This window comes from Pseudomonas sp. Pse35 (assembly GCF_024519715.1).
Taxonomy (GTDB): Bacteria; Pseudomonadota; Gammaproteobacteria; order Pseudomonadales; family Pseudomonadaceae; genus Aquipseudomonas; species Aquipseudomonas paracarnis.
This window is the reverse complement of sequence record NZ_JALJRP010000017.1, coordinates 79874-97601: the sequence shown is the minus strand read 5'-3', so window position 1 is coordinate 97601 and position 17728 is coordinate 79874. Positions and strand designations below refer to the sequence as shown.

Below are 17728 nucleotides of genomic sequence, written 5' to 3'. Positions count from 1 at the left end.
CAATTTTGTCGGCAATCAGCGTTCGATAATCGCCGTCACGCCTTGGCCACCGGCGGCACAAATGGAAATCAGCCCACGGCCCTTGCCCGCCGCATCCAACAATTTAGCCAAGTTGGCGACGATCCGCCCACCGGTGGCGGCAAACGGATGGCCCGCCGCCAGGGAACTGCCCTTGACGTTGAGCCGGCTGCGGTCGATCGACCCCAGCGGTGCGTCCAGGCCCAGGCGGGTCTTGCAATAGTCGGCGTCTTCCCAGGCCTTGAGCGTGCACAGCACTTGGGCGGCGAAAGCTTCGTGGATCTCGTAATAATCAAAGTCCTGCAACGTCAGGCCGTTGCGCGCCAGCAAACGCGGTACCGCATACACCGGCGCCATCAGCAGGCCCTCGGCACCTTGGACGAAATCCACCGCCGCCGCTTCGCCATCGCGCAGGTAAGCGAGGATCGGCAAGCCGCGCTCCTTGGCCCACGCCTCGCTGCCCAGCAACACCAGGGAGGCACCATCGGTCAGCGGTGTGGAGTTACCGGCGGTGAGCGTGCCCTTTTCGCTGCGCTCGAAGGCCGGCTTGAGGCTGGCGAGTTTTTCCAGGGTCAGGTCGGGGCGCAGGTTGTTGTCGCGGGTGAGGCCGAGAAAGGGCGTGAGCAAATCGTTGTGCCAGCCTTCGGCGTAAGCCGCCGCCATCTTCTGGTGGCTCTCCAGCGCAAGCTGGTCCTGCTCGGCACGAGGGATCTGCCAAGTCTGGGCCATCAGTTCGCAGTGCTGGCCCATGGACAGACCGGTACGCGGTTCGCCGTTGCGCGGCAGTTCCGGCTTGAGGTGATGAGGACGAAGTTGTAACAGGAGTTTTAATTTATCTGCCAGGGATTTGCTGCGGTTGGCTTGCAGCAGGATCTTGCGCAGCCCTTCATTCACACCAATCGGTGCATCCGAGGTGGTGTCCACCCCGCCGGCAATGCCGCATTCGATCTGGCCCAGGGCAATTTTATTGGCCACCAGCAGCGCCGCCTCAAGCCCCGTGCCGCAAGCTTGCTGAATGTCGTACGCAGGGGTTTGCGGTGACAGGCGCGAACCGAGCACGCATTCACGCGTCAGGTTGAAATCACGGGAATGCTTGAGCACCGCGCCGGCAGCCACTTCGCCCATGCGCAGGCCGTGCAGGTTGTAGCGCTCGATCAGACCCTCCAGTGCGGCAGTCAGCATCGCCTGGTTGCTCGCCGTGGCGTAGGGGCCATTGGATCGGGCGAAAGGAATGCGATTACCGCCAATGATCGCTACACGGCGCAATTGAGTCATGGAAAGCTCCCTTGTGGTGGTGGGTGGAATCATCAAGCCTAGCCTAGGCTCAATCGAACGACTGCCACCCCAGGGTGGTCAACCTTTGAACCCCAGCCTTCGGAGAGCGTTCCATGTCTGACCGTTATATCGACTTCGCCAACTCAAGCCTCGGCCATCGCCTGGTCGCCGCCATTGGCCTGCCGTCACCGGTACGCCTGGAACGCTGGCAAGCCGGGCGCCTGCGCCCGGTCGAAGGTGCGCTGCTGCTGGGCGGTGGCGCATTGGCTACCCAGGTGCTGGCATTTGCCAACCGACTCACCGACGCCGTCTACAGCTACGGCGCCGAAGCCTCGACAGCACCCGCGTGGATTCCAGGACACGGCCCCAAGCTCAAGGCGGTGGTGTTCGATGCCAGCGGTTTGCAGCACACCGACCAGCTCAAGCAGCTGCGCGAATTCTTCCAACCACTGCTTAAAAACCTCGACCACAGTGCCCACTTGGTGATCCTTGGCCGGGCGCCGGAAAGCCTCAGCGATCCGTTCGCCGCCAGCGCCCAGCGCGCCCTGGAAGGGTTCAGCCGCTCTTTGGCCAAGGAGTTGCGCAGCGGTGGCGTGCTGCAGTTGCTGTACGTGGGCGACGGTGCCGAAGGCCAGTTGGAGGGCGCGCTGCGGTTTTTTCTCTCGCCCAAAAGCGCTTATATATCGGGCCAGGTGATTCGCCTGTCAGCTTGCGACACACCGGTGCAAGACTGGACGCGCCCCTTGGCCGGGCGCAAGGCGTTGGTTACCGGCGCCGCTCGAGGCATCGGTGCCTCCATCGCCGAAACCCTGGCCCGCGACGGCGCCGAGGTCATTCTGCTCGATGTGCCCCAGGCCAAGGCCGACCTTGAAGCCCTGGCCGCACGCCTGAATGCACGCACGGTGGCCCTGGATATCTGCGCCGAAGATGCCGCACGCCAACTGATCGAGCACCTGCCAGACGGGCTCGACATCCTGGTGCACAACGCCGGCATCACCCGCGACAAAACCCTGGCCAACATGACCCCGGAATACTGGGACGCAGTGCTGGCGGTCAACCTCAAGGCTGCGCAAGTGCTGACCAAGGCCCTGCTCGACAGCGGCACCCTGCAGGACAATGCACGGGTGGTGTTGCTGGCTTCCATCAGTGGCATCGCCGGCAATCGTGGGCAAACCAACTATGCCGCAAGCAAGGCCGGGTTGATCGGCCTGGCTCAAGCCTGGGCGCCGCTGTTGAAGGAGCGTGGGATCAGCATCAACGCCGTCGCGCCAGGGTTTATCGAAACCCAGATGACCGCGCATATTCCCTTCGCCCTGCGCGAGGCCGGGCGCCGCATGAGTTCCCTGGGCCAAGGTGGCTTGCCCCAGGACGTGGCCGAAGCCGTCGCCTGGCTGAGCCAGCCGGGTTCCGGTGCGGTCAGCGGCCAAGCGCTGCGGGTGTGTGGGCAAAGTCTTCTGGGAGCGTAAGCATGCAATGGCAAACGTTGGACAGCACCCCGCCCCTACTGCCGCTGTATTGGCGTGCGGCGCTCAAGCGCAAGATCACCGGCAGCTCACTGCCCGAATGTGGGTTGCGCTGCCCGATAAGTGTCAATCCCGGCGCGGTTGCGGCTTATCGCAAGGTATGCGGCTTTGCTGACAGCCCGATGCTGCCCGCGACTTATCCGCATATCCTCGCGTTCGGCCTGCAACTGCAATTGCTGACGGACAAGACTTTTCCATTTCCGCTGCTGGGGTTGATCCACCTGCGCAATCGCATCCGGATTCATCGGCCTTTAGGTGGAGTCGGTGACGTGAGTGTCGGTGTCTACGCACGCAATCTCAGCACCCATCCCAAGGGGGCCACCTTTGACATCGTGACGGTTGTCGAGGATGCCCTTGGGCTCTTGTGGGAGGGCGAAAGCCAAATGCTATGTCGGGGCGTAAAGGTTGAAGGCGAAGCTGCGGACAGCGGATCGCAGACTCCAGGAACGCTCACCGAACTGACGCGCTGGAAAGCCCCCCCTGATATTGGCCGACGCTACGCCCGAGTGTCTGGCGACTACAACCCCATCCACCTCAGTACCCCGACCGCGAAGTTGTTCGGTTTTCCCCAGGCTATCGCCCACGGGTTATGGAACAAGGCGCGCACTCTCGCGGCGCTGGCAGAACACTTACCGGCCGCCAATATTGAAATCGACGTCGCGTTCATGAAGCCGGTGCGCCTGCCCAGTGAAGTGATATTGATGAGCAGCGCGGCCGGTTCCAGCGGGGCGTTGGAACTCAAAGGCGCTGGGGATATACAACATATGCTGGGGCAGTGGCAGCCGACTGCCTGAAAACCCTGATTAATTGTATATATACACCCTAAGTTATAGCGGACCTTACGAGGTCCGTCTTTATTTACAACACTTTGATTTTACTAATATAAAAATCCTGAAACACCCTTCCATTACACCTTTGGTATTAGTCATTAAGCCGACGATGGCCGGATGTATATAAATCGTTAATACCAAGTTGAGCGTTGCGTGAAAGAGTGCCCTCGCCTGAGATAGCCACACGGACAAACCTATCGTTATCCGAAGAAGTAACGAAGGTTTGAAACAACCAAGGTTGTACCAGGTGCAAGGAACTCAATCATGAAAACTCAAGTCGTGTTTTGGAAAGCAAGTACCGCGCTGGCCCTGATTCTGGCAATGAGCCTGGGCGGCTGCAGCAGCGGTGGTGGCGGGCATAAATCCAGCGTGGCGGCGTCATCGCCGGATGCAGGTGCAGGTGCCGGAGGCGGTACTGGTGGCGGTGATGGCGGTACAGGCGGTGGTACCGGTGGTGGCACAGGCGGCGGTGACGGCGGTACTGGCGGCGGAACCGGTGGTGGCACAGGCGGCGGTGACGGCGGTACTGGCGGTGGAACCGGTGGTGGCACAGACGGCGGTGACGGCGGTACTGGTGGCGGTACTGGTGGCGGAACCGGCGGTGGCACGGGCGGTGGCACGGGCGGTGGTGACGGCGGAACTGGCGGTGGTACTGGCGGCGGCACCGGCGGCGGCACCGGCGGCGGCACGGGCGGCGGCACCGGCGGCGGCACTGGCGGCGGAACAGGTGGCGGAACAGGTTCGACAACCACCCCACTGGTCACCGGCCAGATTGCCGGCACCCTTGGCACCACTGTGGGCAATGTCGGTACAGCGGTCGGTAACCTGGGTTCGACGTTGAATGGCGTACCCATCGTCGGCGCAACCGCTGGCGGCCTGGTCACCTCGGCAGGCACCGCCGTTAACAGCATCGGCACTGGCGTAACCGCCGGCTTGGGCTCACTGGGCACCAACACCAACTCCTTGGGCACCACGGTGGCAGGCGTAGGTAACGGCGTGGCCGACCTGGGCGGCGGCCTCTCGACCACCGGCCAAACACTGTCAACCACTCTCGGCGGAATACCTGTGGTCGGCGGCGCGACAGGCGGAGTGGGCACTGCGGTAGGTGGCGTCGTGGATAAAGTCGGCACCACCGTCACCATGCTTGGCGATACCCTCAGTACGGCCAGCACCACCGGCCCGCTGGGTTCGTTGACCAACACCTTGGGCAGCAAAGTCGTGGTGCCTGTGGTGTCGCTGGTGGAAAACACCACCGGCAACCTGGGTAACGCAACCGGCCTGGGCACTCCACTCAATGGCGTACTGGATAAGGTCGGCTCGACCGTCACCAGCTTGGGTACTCAAGTCGCCAGCACGGGCGGCACGGGCAACCCGGTCACCGGCGTTGTCGGCACCGTACTCACTGGCGTCGGTGGCACACTGGATAAATCAGGTGGTTATGTCGCCCCAACCGGTGGCACCTCGGCTCCCGGCATTCCGGAACTGGTGGGTGGCCTGGTGGCTAACGTGGGTACCGGCCTGAACGTGGGCAATACCAACGGCACAGTCAGTGCAACGGGTGTGACCGGTGGTGCAGTCGGCGGCACCGTTGCGTCGCTGGGCACTGCGCTGGGTGGCACAGGTGTAGCAAACACCGCAGCTACCGCACCGGTCGCCACCGTAGCGGCCAATGTCGGCGCAGCGCTCAACCCTGTGACCAGCGGCGTCACCAACCTGACCCAAACCATCGGCACCACTACCGGTGTGGGTGCTCCGGTCAATGGTCTGGTGACTCAAGTCGGCGGCGCTGTGAGCAGCGTGGGCACTAACTTGACGGCAGCCAATGCCAACCCGATCACCAACGCGGTAGGCACCACCGTCACAGCGGTCGGCGGCACCGTCGCCTCGGTGGGTGGCCTGGTAACCGGCGGCGCGACTGGCGGCACCAGCGGTGGTTTGCTCGGCGGCCTGAATATCGGCACCACCGCCACAGCAACCGGCACTGCCACCACCACGGGCGGCACTACGGCCACAGGCGGTCTGGGCGGTTTGTTGAATGGCCTGACCGGCAAATAGAAATGCACCTGGCCGATTAGACGGCCTCCCCTACAGCGCCTACGCTTGGTTGAGACGAGAGACCTTTAATAAGTCTCTCGTCTTTTTTATGGGCAGCGACACCTGTGAACAGTCGCCGCCCTCCCGAACCGCGTCCCAGAACCCGGCGGGCCCGAAGCGCTGCTGCAGTTGACCATGGAGTGTCCTATGCGCGTGTTGACCCCGTTGTTATTGCTCACCCTCAGTGCTTACGCCCAGGCCGAGACCCTTCCCAGCTTTCTCAACAGCAACGACACTGTCCGCACCCTGCCGGTACCCAACCTGCCCGCGGACGCCTACCGACCACCCACGTCGAAAACCCAAGTACCCGAGGCGCCGCCGACTGCAGGCCAGCCGCTGTTGATGGACACCAAGGTCACTATTCGAAAGTTGCAGATCGAAGGCGGAACGGTCTACCCGCTCGCCGAGACGGCGCAGGTGTATGCGCCGTTGATTGGACGTGAAACCAACCTTGCGCAACTGATTGAAGCGACCCGTGGCATCACCCGCCGTTATCAGGAGGATGGCTACCTGCTGTCCTACGCCTTCCTGCCGCAACAGAACTTCGAAAATGGCCTGGTCCGCGTGGTACTGGTGGAAGGCTACATCAAGGACTATCAACAAACCGGCGACATTGGTTCGGTGTCGGCCTACGTCGATAAACTCGCGCAAAAGCTCCTGGCCGAACGCCCACTGACTCGCAAGACCTTCGAGCGCTATACCACGCTGATGAGCCGCATCCCCGGCCTCAGCGTACAAGCGCAAGTACCGCCGCCAGGCACCACCGATGGCGCCACGCACATGCAGATCCAGGCCAGCCGCAAACCTTTCACCACCAGCATGAGCCTGGTGCAGAAAAGCCGTGGCGGCACGCAAGCGTTGCTGAGCGCCACCAGCAATTCCCAGACGTCCATGGGCGAGCAGCTCAGCGTCAGCGGCCTGTTCCCACCCGGCGAGGACAAAGAGCATTACTACCGCGTGGACTACAACCAATTCATCAATGCCGAAGGCACCCAACTGGCGCTCGCCGCCGAGCGCTATCGCGCCGACCCCAGCAGCAGCGTGCAACTGGACGGCGGTTTCGAACTCAAGCCGCACCAGTCCATCGACCGCTACTCCATCGGCCTGAGCCACCCGTTCATTGCCTCCCCGACCGAGTCCTTCACCCTGGGCACACGCCTGTACGCGGTCGACCAGACCACGCGCTATAAACTGGTGGGTTACCCGTTGCGTTTCGACATCGAATCCAACCTGCGCGCCCTGGCCTTCGAAGGAGATTGGCGCAAAGCCGACGCGCGACGCCTACGCATCATCAGCGGTGGCCTGTACCAGGGCATCGATGGCCTGGGCGCCAAGGCCCGCAGTGACCTGGACGTGGCTAAACCCGACCTCGACTTCTTCCGCCTGCGCCTCTCCGGCGTGCAAAGCGACAAGTTCTTCGACAACTGGCAAGTCGTACTTTCCGGCGCGCTGTACTGGAGCAACAACACCCTGCCCGACAGCGAACGCGCCACCTTCGGGGGGCAGAATTTCGGCCGCGGCTACCCGGACGACCAAGGCTCGGGCGACAAAGGCTGGGGGGTGGCGTACGAGGTCAACTACAGCTTCAACCGCGCCGGCAACTGGGTGAAAATCCTGCAACCCTACGTAGTGGTCGATCGCGCCAAATCCTGGTTCAACGACCTGCCGGTCAAGGCCAACGACATGTCGTCGGCGGCGGTAGGTTTACGCTTTGGCGACAACAAGTATTACAACATCGCGCTGGAAGCGGCCAAGCCAATGTCGGATATCGCCCTGGACAGCTTCAATCGCAGGCCTCGGTATACGCTGAGCTTCAGTTATCAACTGTGACGAGGGCACCTGTAATCAATGTGGGAGCTGGCTTGCCTGCGATGGCGCTCTTCGGGTCGACCATTTAATTGGGTTGGAATGAGTACATATCTCGGTCTGCCATACCGCCTTCGCGAGCAAGCCAGCTCCCACAGTTGGGTTTCGGAGTGTCAGGCAGTTAGTCGCTGACTGTTCGGCCATCATCGCAGGCAAGCCAGCTCCCACATTTAATAAGCGGTGCAGGTCCGTTACCGACCAGGTGTAGAGAGGGGAAACAGGCTGTTGAGGGTATCGAGCAAGCGCACCAGGTAGATCGGCTTGCGAAACAAGTCCAGCACCTGCAAGCGCAGCATATCGCTGACATCGTCCATTTCTGCATGACCAGACATCACGATCACAGGCAAATGCGAGCGTGAGGTATGTTCGCGCAGGCGCTTGATCAAGGAGATACCACTTTCCTCGGGCATACGCAGATCGGTGATGACCAGGGCGATATCAGGGTGAAGTGTCAATTCTTGCAAGGCGAAGGTGACGGAGGTCGCGGTGAAACAGACAAATCCCTCGTTTTCGAGGGATTCGGCCAACTCCACCAGCGCATCCTCCTCGTCGTCCACCAATAGGATTTGTTGGCGGGATGACGAAGGGTGGGTCATGGGCGGTACCTGATAAAAAGAATCACCGGAACGAAAGAATACTGCAATGACGGCTAAGTCGCCGCTGGCAGCGCATCGGACACTTGCTCGAAGATGCCTTTTATCTTATCGCCAAGCCCAGTACCAATACCGACGATCACCAACGCAACTATCGCGACGATAATCACATATTCAATAGCCGACGCCCCATCTCTGCGGCGCAGGAATAACTGAGCGTGAACATAAAATTTCAAGAACAGGTCAAGGATCATGTTGAGATCTCCTTCATGCGCCACAAAGCGCCGATACAGCTGGCCCGCACAATGATTGCCGTGTGCCACTAGAGCATTGTCAACAAATTTAACACTCACAACTGTAAGAATGAATTAATCATAAAGTATTAGTGGCTTCATGCGCCCTGCAAGTCCGTTGTTTAAAGGCCCGATGCTAAAAACATCAATAAATTTTTCGTTCGGTAATGGCATTTCGTCCTAGCTGAGCTACCTTCAAATAGCCAAATCGTTAGTTGTTCATCACAGCCCAGTTGCGAATTTAACTCGTTTGGATTAACGGGAATAAAAGTAGTGCAACAGGATAGGGAGCGCCGTCATGAACAGTCGCATCAGCATGGTCCTGGCTGGCTTGCTGCTTATCGGAGCCCTGGTGGCAGGGTATTGGGGCCTGGTGCTCAGCCGTCCACCGGCACCTGCCGTAGCACCCTCGCCACAACCTGTCATTTCCGTGGAAAAAACCGTTGCAGTCGTGGAAGACCAGACCCGCCAGCCCGTCGTGGTACTGGTGCACGCGGTTGCGCCTTTTGTGCCCCTCACCGCTGCCGATGTAGCCGTGGAAAAACTGCGCACCGTGCCGGCAGGCAGCCTGACCAGCGTTGACCAGGCCATCGGTCGTACGCCTTTGCGGGCCCTGGGTGCCGGCACCTGGCTCAATGATGAAAGCTTCACCGCCGGCGGCCCCCTGGCCCGCATGATTCGTGCGGATGAACGCGCGCTCGCCGTCGCCGTCGACGAGGTCATCGGTGCCGGTGGCCAGTTGAGCCCCGGCGACTACGTGGATGTCTTGTTGTTCTTGCGCCAGGACAATGCCAATGCCGAGCAATCGGCGCAGGTGGTCATCCCGGCGATTCGCCTGCTCAGCGTCGGCGACCAACTGGGTTTGGCCAACGACGGCAGCCCGGCAGTACCGCCACCCGCCACCGCCGAAGAACGCGCCCAGGCGGCTCAACGTCGCACCGCCGCGCGCAGTGTGGTGCTGGCGGTGCCCGAACAATTGCTGAGTCGGTTGATGCTCGCTTCCCAAGCCGGCACGCTGCGCCTGGCCGTGCGCAGTGCCGACGAACAATTGCTCAGCCGCTACTGGGCCGGTGAAAGCGACACCCCGGACAAGGTGCAAAGCGCCAACCGCGACCTCTACCAATTCACCCAATTGGCCCTCAGCGGCCCGCCGAAAAAAATCACCCCTGCGGTGGCCGTCACCGGCCAGCGTCGGGGTATCGAAGTGATTCGCGGCGCGGCGGCAGCACAACCTACCCCCTGATTGAACAAGGATGCCTTGAATGAGCCAACGCTACGCTCAATTGGCCTTGGCCTTGATGCTGCCGTGCCTGCCCCTGGGCATGGCGATGGGCGCATCGGGCAGCTGCAACGCCCTGGGCCAATTGCCCGCCGTGATCGAGGTAGGCGAAGGCTTGCAGACCGAGCTGCAGTCGCCGGTAGCGATTACGCGCCTGGCTATCGGCGACCCGAAAATTGCCGATGTGCGGGTCAACGGCGACCGCCATTTCCTGCTCACTGGCGTCGGCAGCGGCGCTACCAGCCTGATGGTGTGGACCGGCTGCTCGACCACGCCGCGCCAGAGCATGGTGTTCGTCAAGGGCAAGGCTACTTCGGCGCTGACCAGCCAATCGCTGTCGCCCTCCGAAGACCCGACGCTACCCAGCCAGGTGCAGACCGATATTCGCTTCGTCGAGGTCAGCCGCACCAAGCTCAAGGAAGCCAGCACCAAGATCCTGGGCATGGGTAAAAACTTCTTCCTCGGCAGCCCCGACTTGCTGTCCCCGTCAGAGGGCATTTTCAAATTGCCGGTGAGTGCCGACAACTTCAACATCGGGTTTGGCGGTGGCCGGGTCAAGGCACTGATCAACGCCCTGGAAAGCAGCGGCTTCGCCTATACCCTGGCGCGCCCGAGCCTGGTGGCCATGAGCGGCCAGAGCGCGACCTTCCTGGCCGGCGGCGAAGTGCCGATTCCGGTGCCCAGTGCCGGCAGCGACACCATCACCATCGAATACAAGGAGTTCGGTATTCGCCTGACCCTCACGCCCACGGTCATCGACCACAACCGCATCGCCCTGAAAGTCGCCCCGGAAGTCAGCGAGCTGGATTACAACAATGCGATTCGCATCGAAGGCATTCAAGTGCCGGCCCTGACCGTCCGGCGCACCGACACCAGCGTGTCACTGGCCGACGGTGAAAGCTTCGTGATCAGCGGCCTGATCAGCAGCACTAATCGCTCCACCATCGCCAAGCTCCCGGGCCTGGGCGATATCCCGATCCTTGGTGCGTTTTTCCGCGACTCCAATATCCAGAGCGAAGAGAAAGAACTGCTGATGATTGTCACGCCGCATCTGGTCCAGCCACTGGCTGCCAATGCGCAGTTGCCGTCGCTGCCCGGCGAAAAACTGCGCACCTATGACCCGAACTGGTTCCGCCTGTTCTTCCTGGAAAACGGCAACTTCGACCGTCGCAGTGGACTTTCCCAATGAGCGATAGCCTGAGCCAGACCTTCCTGGCAATCACCCGTAACAGCACCGACCTGGAATGGCTCCAGGGTGCCCTGGCCCCTCTTGGCCAAGTGATCAACGTGGGCGGCGGCAGCCTGGATGAATTGCTGGCACTGGTGGACGTGACCTTCGCCAACCTGGTGTTCGTGGGCCTGGACCGCGAGCACCTGGTAGCCCAGAGCGCCTTGATCGAAGGCGCCCTGGAAGCCAAGCCGATGTTGGCGGTGGTGGCCTTGGGCGACGGCATGGACAACCAGTTGGTACTCAACGCCATGCGTGCCGGTGCGCGGGATTTTGTCGCCTATGGTTCACGCTCCAGCGAAGTGGCCGGGCTGGTGCGGCGTCTGAGCAAGCGCTTGCCGCCCAGCGCGCCGAACGCCCATCTTGGCGGCCTCACCGTGCTCTACGGTGCCCAGGGCAATACCGATGGCGCCCTGCTGGCGAGCCACCTGGCGATGGTGGTGCAAAAGAGCGGCCAGCAGACGCTGATGCTCGACCTCGGCCTGCCCAGGGGCGACAGCCTGGCGCTGCTGGGCCTGGACAGCACCTTCAATTTCGGTGACGCCTTGCGCCACCTGCGACGCCTGGACGCCACCCTGATCAACAGCGCGTTCACCAGCACCGACGACGGCCTGCGGATCCTCGCCTACGCCGCCAGCGATGACCCCTTGGAAATGACCAGCGCCGCCGAGCTGTACATGCTGCTCAGCGCCTTGCGTCAGCACTTCCAGCACATCGTAGTCAACCTCACCGGGCAAGCGGACAGCGAAGCCCTGCGCACCTTTGTCAGCCACTGCGACAAGCTGTTGTGGTGCACCGACCAGTGCGTACTCGACTGTCGGCGTAACCTGGCGATGCTGAACCTGTGGCGCGAAAAAGGCATGAAGCTCGACCATGCCAAGCTGCTCGTCGATCGCTACGTCAAAGGCTGCGCCCCCGGCACCGAAGCCCTGGAAAAAAGCTTCGGCCTGGAGTGCATCGCCGTGCTGCCCCTGAGCCCCGAAGTGCGCCTGAACGCCAAGAACCAGGGGCAAAGCCTGTTCACCCTGGCCCCCCGCGAAGCGTTGACCCAAGCCCTGCGCCACCTGGGCGAGCGCCTGGCCAAACGCACCGAAGGACTGGATAAACCTTCGACGCGCTGGTTCGAACGCCTACTGGGAGCGAGTCGATGAACGGCGAAAAACTCTTCGGCGCACCGGCCCGTGGAAGTGCCGCGCACAACGACCACGACGGCCTGAAACTGGTGCTGCATCGCTACATCATCGATGCCATCGAAGAGTCGGGCCAGAACCTGCTGGAAGGCTCGCGCCAATCCCTGGCGCAATTTGTCATCGACAAAGTGGCCGAATACATCACGCGCATGCACCTGGCGATTTCGCGCTATGAGATGGAGCGCCTGGCCGAGGAAATCGTCGATGAGCTGACCGGCTTCGGCCCGCTGGAAGTACTGCTGCGCGATGTGTCGATCACCGAGATCCTGGTCAACGGCCCGCACAGGGTGTTTATCGAGCGTGACGGAGTACTCCACCAGAGCGACCTGCGCTTTATCGACGCGCACCATGTAGAACGCGTGATGCAGCGCATTCTCGCGCCCCTTGGAAGGCGCCTGGATGAGTCGTCGCCGATGGTCGATGCGCGCTTGCCGGATGGCAGCCGGGTCAATGCGATCATCCCGCCGATTGCCCTGGACGGCCCGTGCCTGTCGATCCGTAAATTTCGCAAGGACATGCTCAAGAGCAGCGACCTGGTGGCGATGCAAACCATCGACCACAACATCTTCGAGTTCTTCCAGGAGGCGGTGGGCAAGCGCTGCAATATCCTGATCAGTGGCGGCACCGGCACCGGCAAGACCACGCTGCTCAATATCCTCAGCCAATTGATCAACCCCCACGAACGCCTGGTCACCATCGAAGACGTCGCCGAGCTGCAACTGGGCCACCCCCACGTGGTGCGCCTGGAAACCCGTCCGCCCAATGCCGAGGGGCATGGCGAGGTCAAGGCCAGCGACCTGATTCGCAACGCCCTGCGGATGCGCCCGGACCGCATCATCCTTGGCGAGATCCGTGGCGTCGAAGTGCTCGACGTGATGACGGCCATGAACACCGGCCATGACGGTTCCATGAGCACCGTGCACGCCAACAATGCCCAGGACGCGTTGCTGCGCCTGGAAACCCTGGTGGGCCTGACCGGCCGGGTGGTGGCGGAGAAAACCCTGCGGCAGATGATCTGTGCCGCACTGGATGTGGTGGTGCAACTGACGCGCCTGCCCGATGGGCGCCGTTGCGTCAGCGAGGTGGTGGAAGTGGTGGGGGTGCGCGACGACGTGTATGTCACCAACACCCTGTTCCGCCTCGACCGCCGTACCGGTTTCGGCTTTCTGCGCGAAGCGCTCAACCCGGCCGGCGACAAGTTGCGGCGCGAATCGGCATTGCCGTTGTAGAGAGGGCTCATGACCGGACTTGTCTTGCTGCTCATTTGCATCCTGCTGATCAGCCTGTCCGTCTGGCTGTTCCAGCGAGGGTTGCGCCAGGCCGGCACCGACCGGGTGCTGGAGCGGCTCAGCGACGGCCAGCCGGTGCCCCAGGAGCCGAACGGCAGCTGGGTCGCGCTGGAGCGCATGTTCCAGCGCGCCGGCCTGGGCAAGCCCACCGACCGCCTGGGTTTGTGGCTGAGCGGCTGGGCGCTGGGCATGTTGCTGGGCTATCTGCTGGCCGGCGGGCTGGGACTGTTGGCCATGCTGATCCTGCCGCCGCTGCTGCTGCGGGTGTATATCGCCTGGCGCTACCAACGGCGAGTGCAGCGCATGGTCGAACAATTACCGCAGCTGCTGGACCACAGCGTGCGCAGCCTCAAGTCTGGGCGCACCCTGGCGGACGCTGTGCTGGGCGCGATCGACAGCACCGAAGCGCCGCTCAAGCAGGCCATGAGCCGCATCCAGCGCAACGTGCAAATGGGCGTGAGCCTGCCGGAGTCGGTCAGCGACTTTGCCGAGTTTTACGAGCGCGATGAATTCCGCCTGTTTGCTCTTGGCCTGAAGGTCAACCACCGCTACGGCGGCAACGCCAGCGAGCTGCTGGAAAACCTGATCAAGATGATCCGCGAGCGCGAACAGGGTGCGCGCCAACTCAAGGCCATGACTGGCGAAACGCGCATGACCGCCTATGTGCTGGCGGGTTTGCCTATCGTCATGGTCGGCTACTTCCTGATGGTCAACCCGGGCTACCTGATGAGCATGTGGAATGACGGAACCGGGCGCCACCTGCTGCTGGCCGCGGTGGCGCTCGACATCACGGGCACCTTCGTCATGTGGCGCATGTTGCGGAGTATTTGAGATGGCCATCCTGATTTGCATCCTGTTGTCGCTCGCCGCCGTCGCCTTGATCGTCGGCAACCTGCTAGAGCAAAGGCGCCGACAACGCCTGGTCAGCCAACGCCTGCAAGGCCAACTGACCCGCGAGGACAAACTCGGCAGCCTGATGCGCCAGTTGGGCGCCAGCACCGTGGCCCAGCGCTCGGTCAGCCTGGACAACGAAACCCAGACCCTGCTCAACCGAGTCGGTTGGCGTAAAGCCAACCAGCGCTCCATGTTTGCCGCTTTCCAGATCGGCGTGCCCATCGTGTTGCTGGGCTTGACCCTGCTCGGCCAACAGCTGCTGTTTCCCCATGCCGGCTCACCCTGGATTGCCCCGGCGATTGCCCTAGGCATCGGTTACTTGCTGCCCAAACGCATCCTCGCCCTCAGTGCGAAATACCGCCAGGAGCGTATCGCTCGGGAAATCTCCACCTTCATTCCGTTACTGCGCATCCTGTTCGAATCCGGCATGGCAGTTGAGCAATCGCTGCGGGTGTTGAGCACCGAAGCCCAGCGCTTGCTGCCAGACCTGACCCATGAACTGCGCCTGATCCTGGCAAGGGTCGACTCGGGCCTGGAACTGTCCGAAGAGCTGGGCAAGACCGCACGCCTGTTGGCCGTGGATGAGTTCACCGACACCTGCATCATCCTTCAGCAGTTGATCCACCAGGGCGGCGGCGCGATGAAATCCTTGCTGGCCCTCAAGCAGTTGCTTGACGACCGCCGCCTGACCCGCCTGCAGGAATACATCTCGAAGATGTCCGCGAAGATGTCCGTGGTGATGATGGTGTTCCTGTTTCCCGCCTTGCTGATCGTGCTCGGGGGGCCGGCCATGATCGCCATCTCCCGAGCCTTGAATAACTTTTGAGGAGCCTGCCATGAAACCACTGATCGTCGCCTTGAGCCTGCTGATGCTGGGCGGCTGTGCCAGCAACGGCCAGGTTCCGTGGGCCGGGTTGCTGGCGCCGGGCAGTTGCCCCAAGCCCAGCTCGGACCAGGAGCTGTCGCTGAACCTGGCCGATGACATGGCCAACGAAGGCAAGCTGCACGCCAGCCTTGCCAACCTGCAGAACCTGCCCAGCGCCCTGCCCCAGGTTCGTCAGCGCCAGGCCCGTGCCTATCGCTTGCTAGGCCGTCCCGACGCCGAGCCGTTGTACCGCAGCCTGCTGGGCACCTGCCTGGCCGCCGACGGTGAGCACGGCCTGGGGCAACTGGCGTCGGCCAAGGGCGACAACGGCCAGGCCATGGCTCACCTGCAACGCGCAGCACGGCTGGCGCCCACCGACGAAAAAATCCGCAACGACCTGGGCGTGGTGTACCTCGATCAACGGCGCCTTGAAGACGCGCGCTTTGAATTCATGACCGCCATCGAACTCAAGCAGAGCGATCAATTAGCGGCGGTCAACCTGGTGACCTTGCTGATCTATCAGGACAACTGGGAGCAAGCCGCGAAAGTGGTCGGCCAACTCGGGTTGAGCCCTGATCAGGTGACCCGAGCCCAGGCACGGGCGCAACACCTCAAGGACGCTGGCACGGCACCGCAGCGCCCAGTCAAAGATCAGGTAGCGGCGGTCAGCGATACGCTGCCGGCCTCTGTGAAATAAGGAGTCGATGATGAAATTCCAATACCTCGCCGGCCTTGCATGCCTGGCCCTGCCCCTCCTCGCTTCGGCCATCGAAGCGGGGCCGTCTTCACCCCGGCAGGCCGAAACGGAAAACTGGATGGCACTGCAACTGAGCGGGCGCGCAGCCTCGGCCAACCCCCAGAAAACCACGCCGGCAGAACGCGAACAGGCGCTCAAGCGCTGGCTGGACAGCAACAAGCACCCGATTCCGGAGTTCTTTGATCAGAAAATAGGCGGCACTGCGCAAAGTGGAAGCAAGTAAAGCTACTGTGGCGAGCAAGCTTGCTTGCGCTGGGGAGCGAAGCGCCCCCAAGAAAAGCCGACTCCAGCTGCGCTGTCGAGCGGGAGCAAGCTCCCTCGCCACAGAAAGATGGCTCCTGCAAGGTTTGCTTGGGCCTTTAGTGCGCAGTCACCCGCTGGCGCATCGCCGAGTTGCTCGGTGACAACGCCAGCGCCAACTGCGTGCGGTTGTGCATATGGGTCAGGCGCAGCACCTGGGACACGTACAGCTTCACCGTGTTCTCGGTAATCCCCAATTCACAGGCAATCTGATAGTTGGTCTGGCCCTTGCCCACCAGGCGAGCCACATCCAGCTGGCGCGGTGACAGCTGATTGAAAATCGCCGGGATCTCCAACGGCCCGGCTTCATCGGCCGATGGGTCCCCATCATGGTCCTGGAGCGTCGGGTTGCGACGCACTTTGTCCAAGTCCATATACAAGTCATTGATCGATTCGGACAGGTACTGCAACTTCTGGTTGAGCGTGCCCAGCTGCAGGTCTTTTTGCCGTTCCTCCAACGCCGCTTCCTGGCGCTTGAGGCCTTCGAGCAATTCATCGAGGTTGATCGGCTTCTGGTAGTAATCGGCGATGCCCGCACGCAGGGCTTTGATCACATCCTGTTTGTCGGCACGACCGGTGAGCATGATCGCTTCGAACGCACGATGTTTGCCGGCGATCCGTTGCAGCGCCTGGACCAGTTCGATGCCGTCCATGTCCGGCATATGCAGGTCACACAGCACTAAACCAATCTGAAGGTCTTCGCCAAAACGCTGGACCGCTTGCTGGCTGGACTCGCACGGGACACAACGGTACCCGCTGCTTTCAAGAAATTCACAGAGTTCCTCCACGATCAATGGTTGATCGTCGACAACGAGCACTTTTACTGCAGACGTAAGCTTGTTCACGCGCTACTCCATGCCTGGCAAGCCAAATGATGACCTATCCTTTCTGACGAAAACTCCTACACAACTACTCATTAAACGTAGACGTACTTTCCGACTATGTACATAGCATTAATCAACTCGTGCGACTGATGGATCCAAAACCAGCTGCCGGCAAAACCTGTCAAAACGAAGGGCGCAAAGGGCTGTTTTGTTGACGCTTGCCCTGCCCGCTCAACGCGATTTGAGCTAAGCCATTGATGCATAAGTGTCCAGGCCACCATTACGATGCCAGCGCCGATCAACGCCCCCAACAGGTAGTCGATATTGGAGGCCAGCCCCAAGGCGGCTAGCAACTTCACATCCCCCGCGCCAAAGCGGCCCAACGCGTAGCCGGGCAGGGTCAGCACCAGCGCCAAAGCCAAGGCCAGGCCACCCTCGCTGCGGGGCGCACCCAGCCAGGTCGAGCCCGCCCATAGCAGGTAAATCAGCGCCAGCAGGCCTACGCCCAGGGTCAGCGTATTGGAAATTTGGCGCTGGCGAATATCCTGCACAGCACATACGCCCAACCACAGCACAATCACTAGCGTCTGGATCACGTAAAAAACATCCC

At 61.7% G+C, this 17728-nt stretch carries 17 protein-coding genes; 12 read left to right on the top strand and 5 right to left on the bottom strand.

What is annotated here, in order from left to right:
* Positions 1-15: 15 nt before the first annotated feature.
* A complete protein-coding gene (locus tag OC445_RS16015; RefSeq protein WP_262020214.1) occupies positions 16-1293 on the bottom strand; it encodes an acetyl-CoA C-acetyltransferase in 1278 nt (425 codons plus the stop codon).
* A gap of 113 nt (positions 1294-1406) precedes the next feature.
* Here OC445_RS16015 and OC445_RS16010 point away from each other — a divergent pair, with 113 nt between their 5' ends.
* The 4 genes from OC445_RS16010 (at position 1407) to OC445_RS15995 (ending at position 7570) form a co-directional block, all read left to right on the top strand.
* A complete protein-coding gene (locus OC445_RS16010; protein ID WP_054896414.1) occupies positions 1407-2759 on the top strand; it encodes a 3-oxoacyl-ACP reductase in 1353 nt (450 codons plus the stop codon).
* A 2-nt stretch (positions 2760-2761) separates the two neighbouring features.
* On the top strand, positions 2762-3610 hold the full coding sequence (locus OC445_RS16005; protein ID WP_198791526.1) for a MaoC family dehydratase: 849 nt from the start codon (positions 2762-2764) through the stop codon (positions 3608-3610).
* Between the two features lie 300 nt (positions 3611-3910).
* Positions 3911-5701, top strand: coding sequence for a collagen-like triple helix repeat-containing protein (locus tag OC445_RS16000; protein WP_262020213.1), 1791 nt, complete (start codon positions 3911-3913; stop codon positions 5699-5701).
* Between the two features lie 186 nt (positions 5702-5887).
* Positions 5888-7570: a ShlB/FhaC/HecB family hemolysin secretion/activation protein gene (locus tag OC445_RS15995; protein WP_089042157.1), complete on the top strand. Its 1683-nt coding sequence runs from the start codon at positions 5888-5890 to the stop codon at positions 7568-7570.
* Positions 7571-7797: 227 nt separating this feature from the next.
* Here the strand turns inward: OC445_RS15995 and OC445_RS15990 are convergent, their stop codons facing one another.
* Both OC445_RS15990 and OC445_RS15985 read right to left on the bottom strand, forming a co-directional pair.
* Positions 7798-8202 carry a response regulator gene (locus OC445_RS15990; RefSeq protein WP_034125891.1) on the bottom strand — a complete coding sequence of 135 codons (405 nt, stop codon included), beginning with the start codon at positions 8200-8202 and terminating at the stop codon, positions 7798-7800.
* 53 nt (positions 8203-8255) lie between these two features.
* The gene (locus OC445_RS15985; RefSeq protein WP_034125890.1) at positions 8256-8453 is read right to left on the bottom strand and encodes a Flp family type IVb pilin; all 198 of its coding nucleotides are present in this window, start codon (positions 8451-8453) and stop codon (positions 8256-8258) included.
* A 337-nt stretch (positions 8454-8790) separates the two neighbouring features.
* Here OC445_RS15985 and cpaB point away from each other — a divergent pair, with 337 nt between their 5' ends.
* Genes cpaB through OC445_RS15945 form a run of 8 tightly spaced genes read left to right on the top strand, consistent with a single transcriptional unit; the run spans position 8791 to position 16217 of the window.
* Positions 8791-9735, top strand: coding sequence for a Flp pilus assembly protein CpaB (cpaB, locus tag OC445_RS15980; protein ID WP_054896412.1), 945 nt, complete (start codon positions 8791-8793; stop codon positions 9733-9735).
* A gap of 19 nt (positions 9736-9754) precedes the next feature.
* Positions 9755-10960 carry a type II and III secretion system protein family protein gene (locus OC445_RS15975; protein WP_054896411.1) on the top strand — a complete coding sequence of 402 codons (1206 nt, stop codon included), beginning with the start codon at positions 9755-9757 and terminating at the stop codon, positions 10958-10960.
* Positions 10957-12150, top strand: a complete 1194-nt coding sequence (locus OC445_RS15970; protein WP_034125887.1) for a CpaE family protein — start codon at positions 10957-10959, stop codon at positions 12148-12150. The genes OC445_RS15975 and OC445_RS15970 overlap by 4 nt, the downstream gene beginning before the upstream one ends.
* Positions 12147-13418 (top strand): CpaF family protein, encoded by a 1272-nt coding sequence (locus tag OC445_RS15965; RefSeq protein WP_054896410.1) that lies wholly within the window; start codon positions 12147-12149, stop codon positions 13416-13418. The genes OC445_RS15970 and OC445_RS15965 overlap by 4 nt, the downstream gene beginning before the upstream one ends.
* Before the next feature lie 9 nt (positions 13419-13427).
* Positions 13428-14309: a type II secretion system F family protein gene (locus tag OC445_RS15960; protein WP_034125885.1), complete on the top strand. Its 882-nt coding sequence runs from the start codon at positions 13428-13430 to the stop codon at positions 14307-14309.
* A 1-nt stretch (position 14310) separates the two neighbouring features.
* Complete coding sequence (locus OC445_RS15955) at positions 14311-15198, top strand: type II secretion system F family protein (RefSeq protein WP_054896408.1); 888 nt, start codon at positions 14311-14313, stop codon at positions 15196-15198.
* Positions 15199-15208: 10 nt separating this feature from the next.
* Entirely contained in the window at positions 15209-15934 is a 726-nt protein-coding gene (locus OC445_RS15950; RefSeq protein ID WP_034125883.1) for a tetratricopeptide repeat protein, read from the top strand.
* Positions 15935-15944: 10 nt separating this feature from the next.
* Positions 15945-16217: a DUF3613 domain-containing protein gene (locus tag OC445_RS15945; RefSeq protein ID WP_034125882.1), complete on the top strand. Its 273-nt coding sequence runs from the start codon at positions 15945-15947 to the stop codon at positions 16215-16217.
* Between the two features lie 136 nt (positions 16218-16353).
* Here OC445_RS15945 and OC445_RS15940 read toward each other — a convergent pair whose 3' ends face one another.
* Both OC445_RS15940 and OC445_RS15935 read right to left on the bottom strand, forming a co-directional pair.
* Positions 16354-17139 (bottom strand): response regulator transcription factor, encoded by a 786-nt coding sequence (locus tag OC445_RS15940; RefSeq protein ID WP_034125881.1) that lies wholly within the window; start codon positions 17137-17139, stop codon positions 16354-16356.
* Between the two features lie 71 nt (positions 17140-17210).
* Positions 17211-17714, bottom strand: a complete 504-nt coding sequence (locus OC445_RS15935) for a prepilin peptidase (RefSeq protein ID WP_054896406.1) — start codon at positions 17712-17714, stop codon at positions 17211-17213.
* Between the last annotated feature and the right edge of the window lie 14 nt (positions 17715-17728).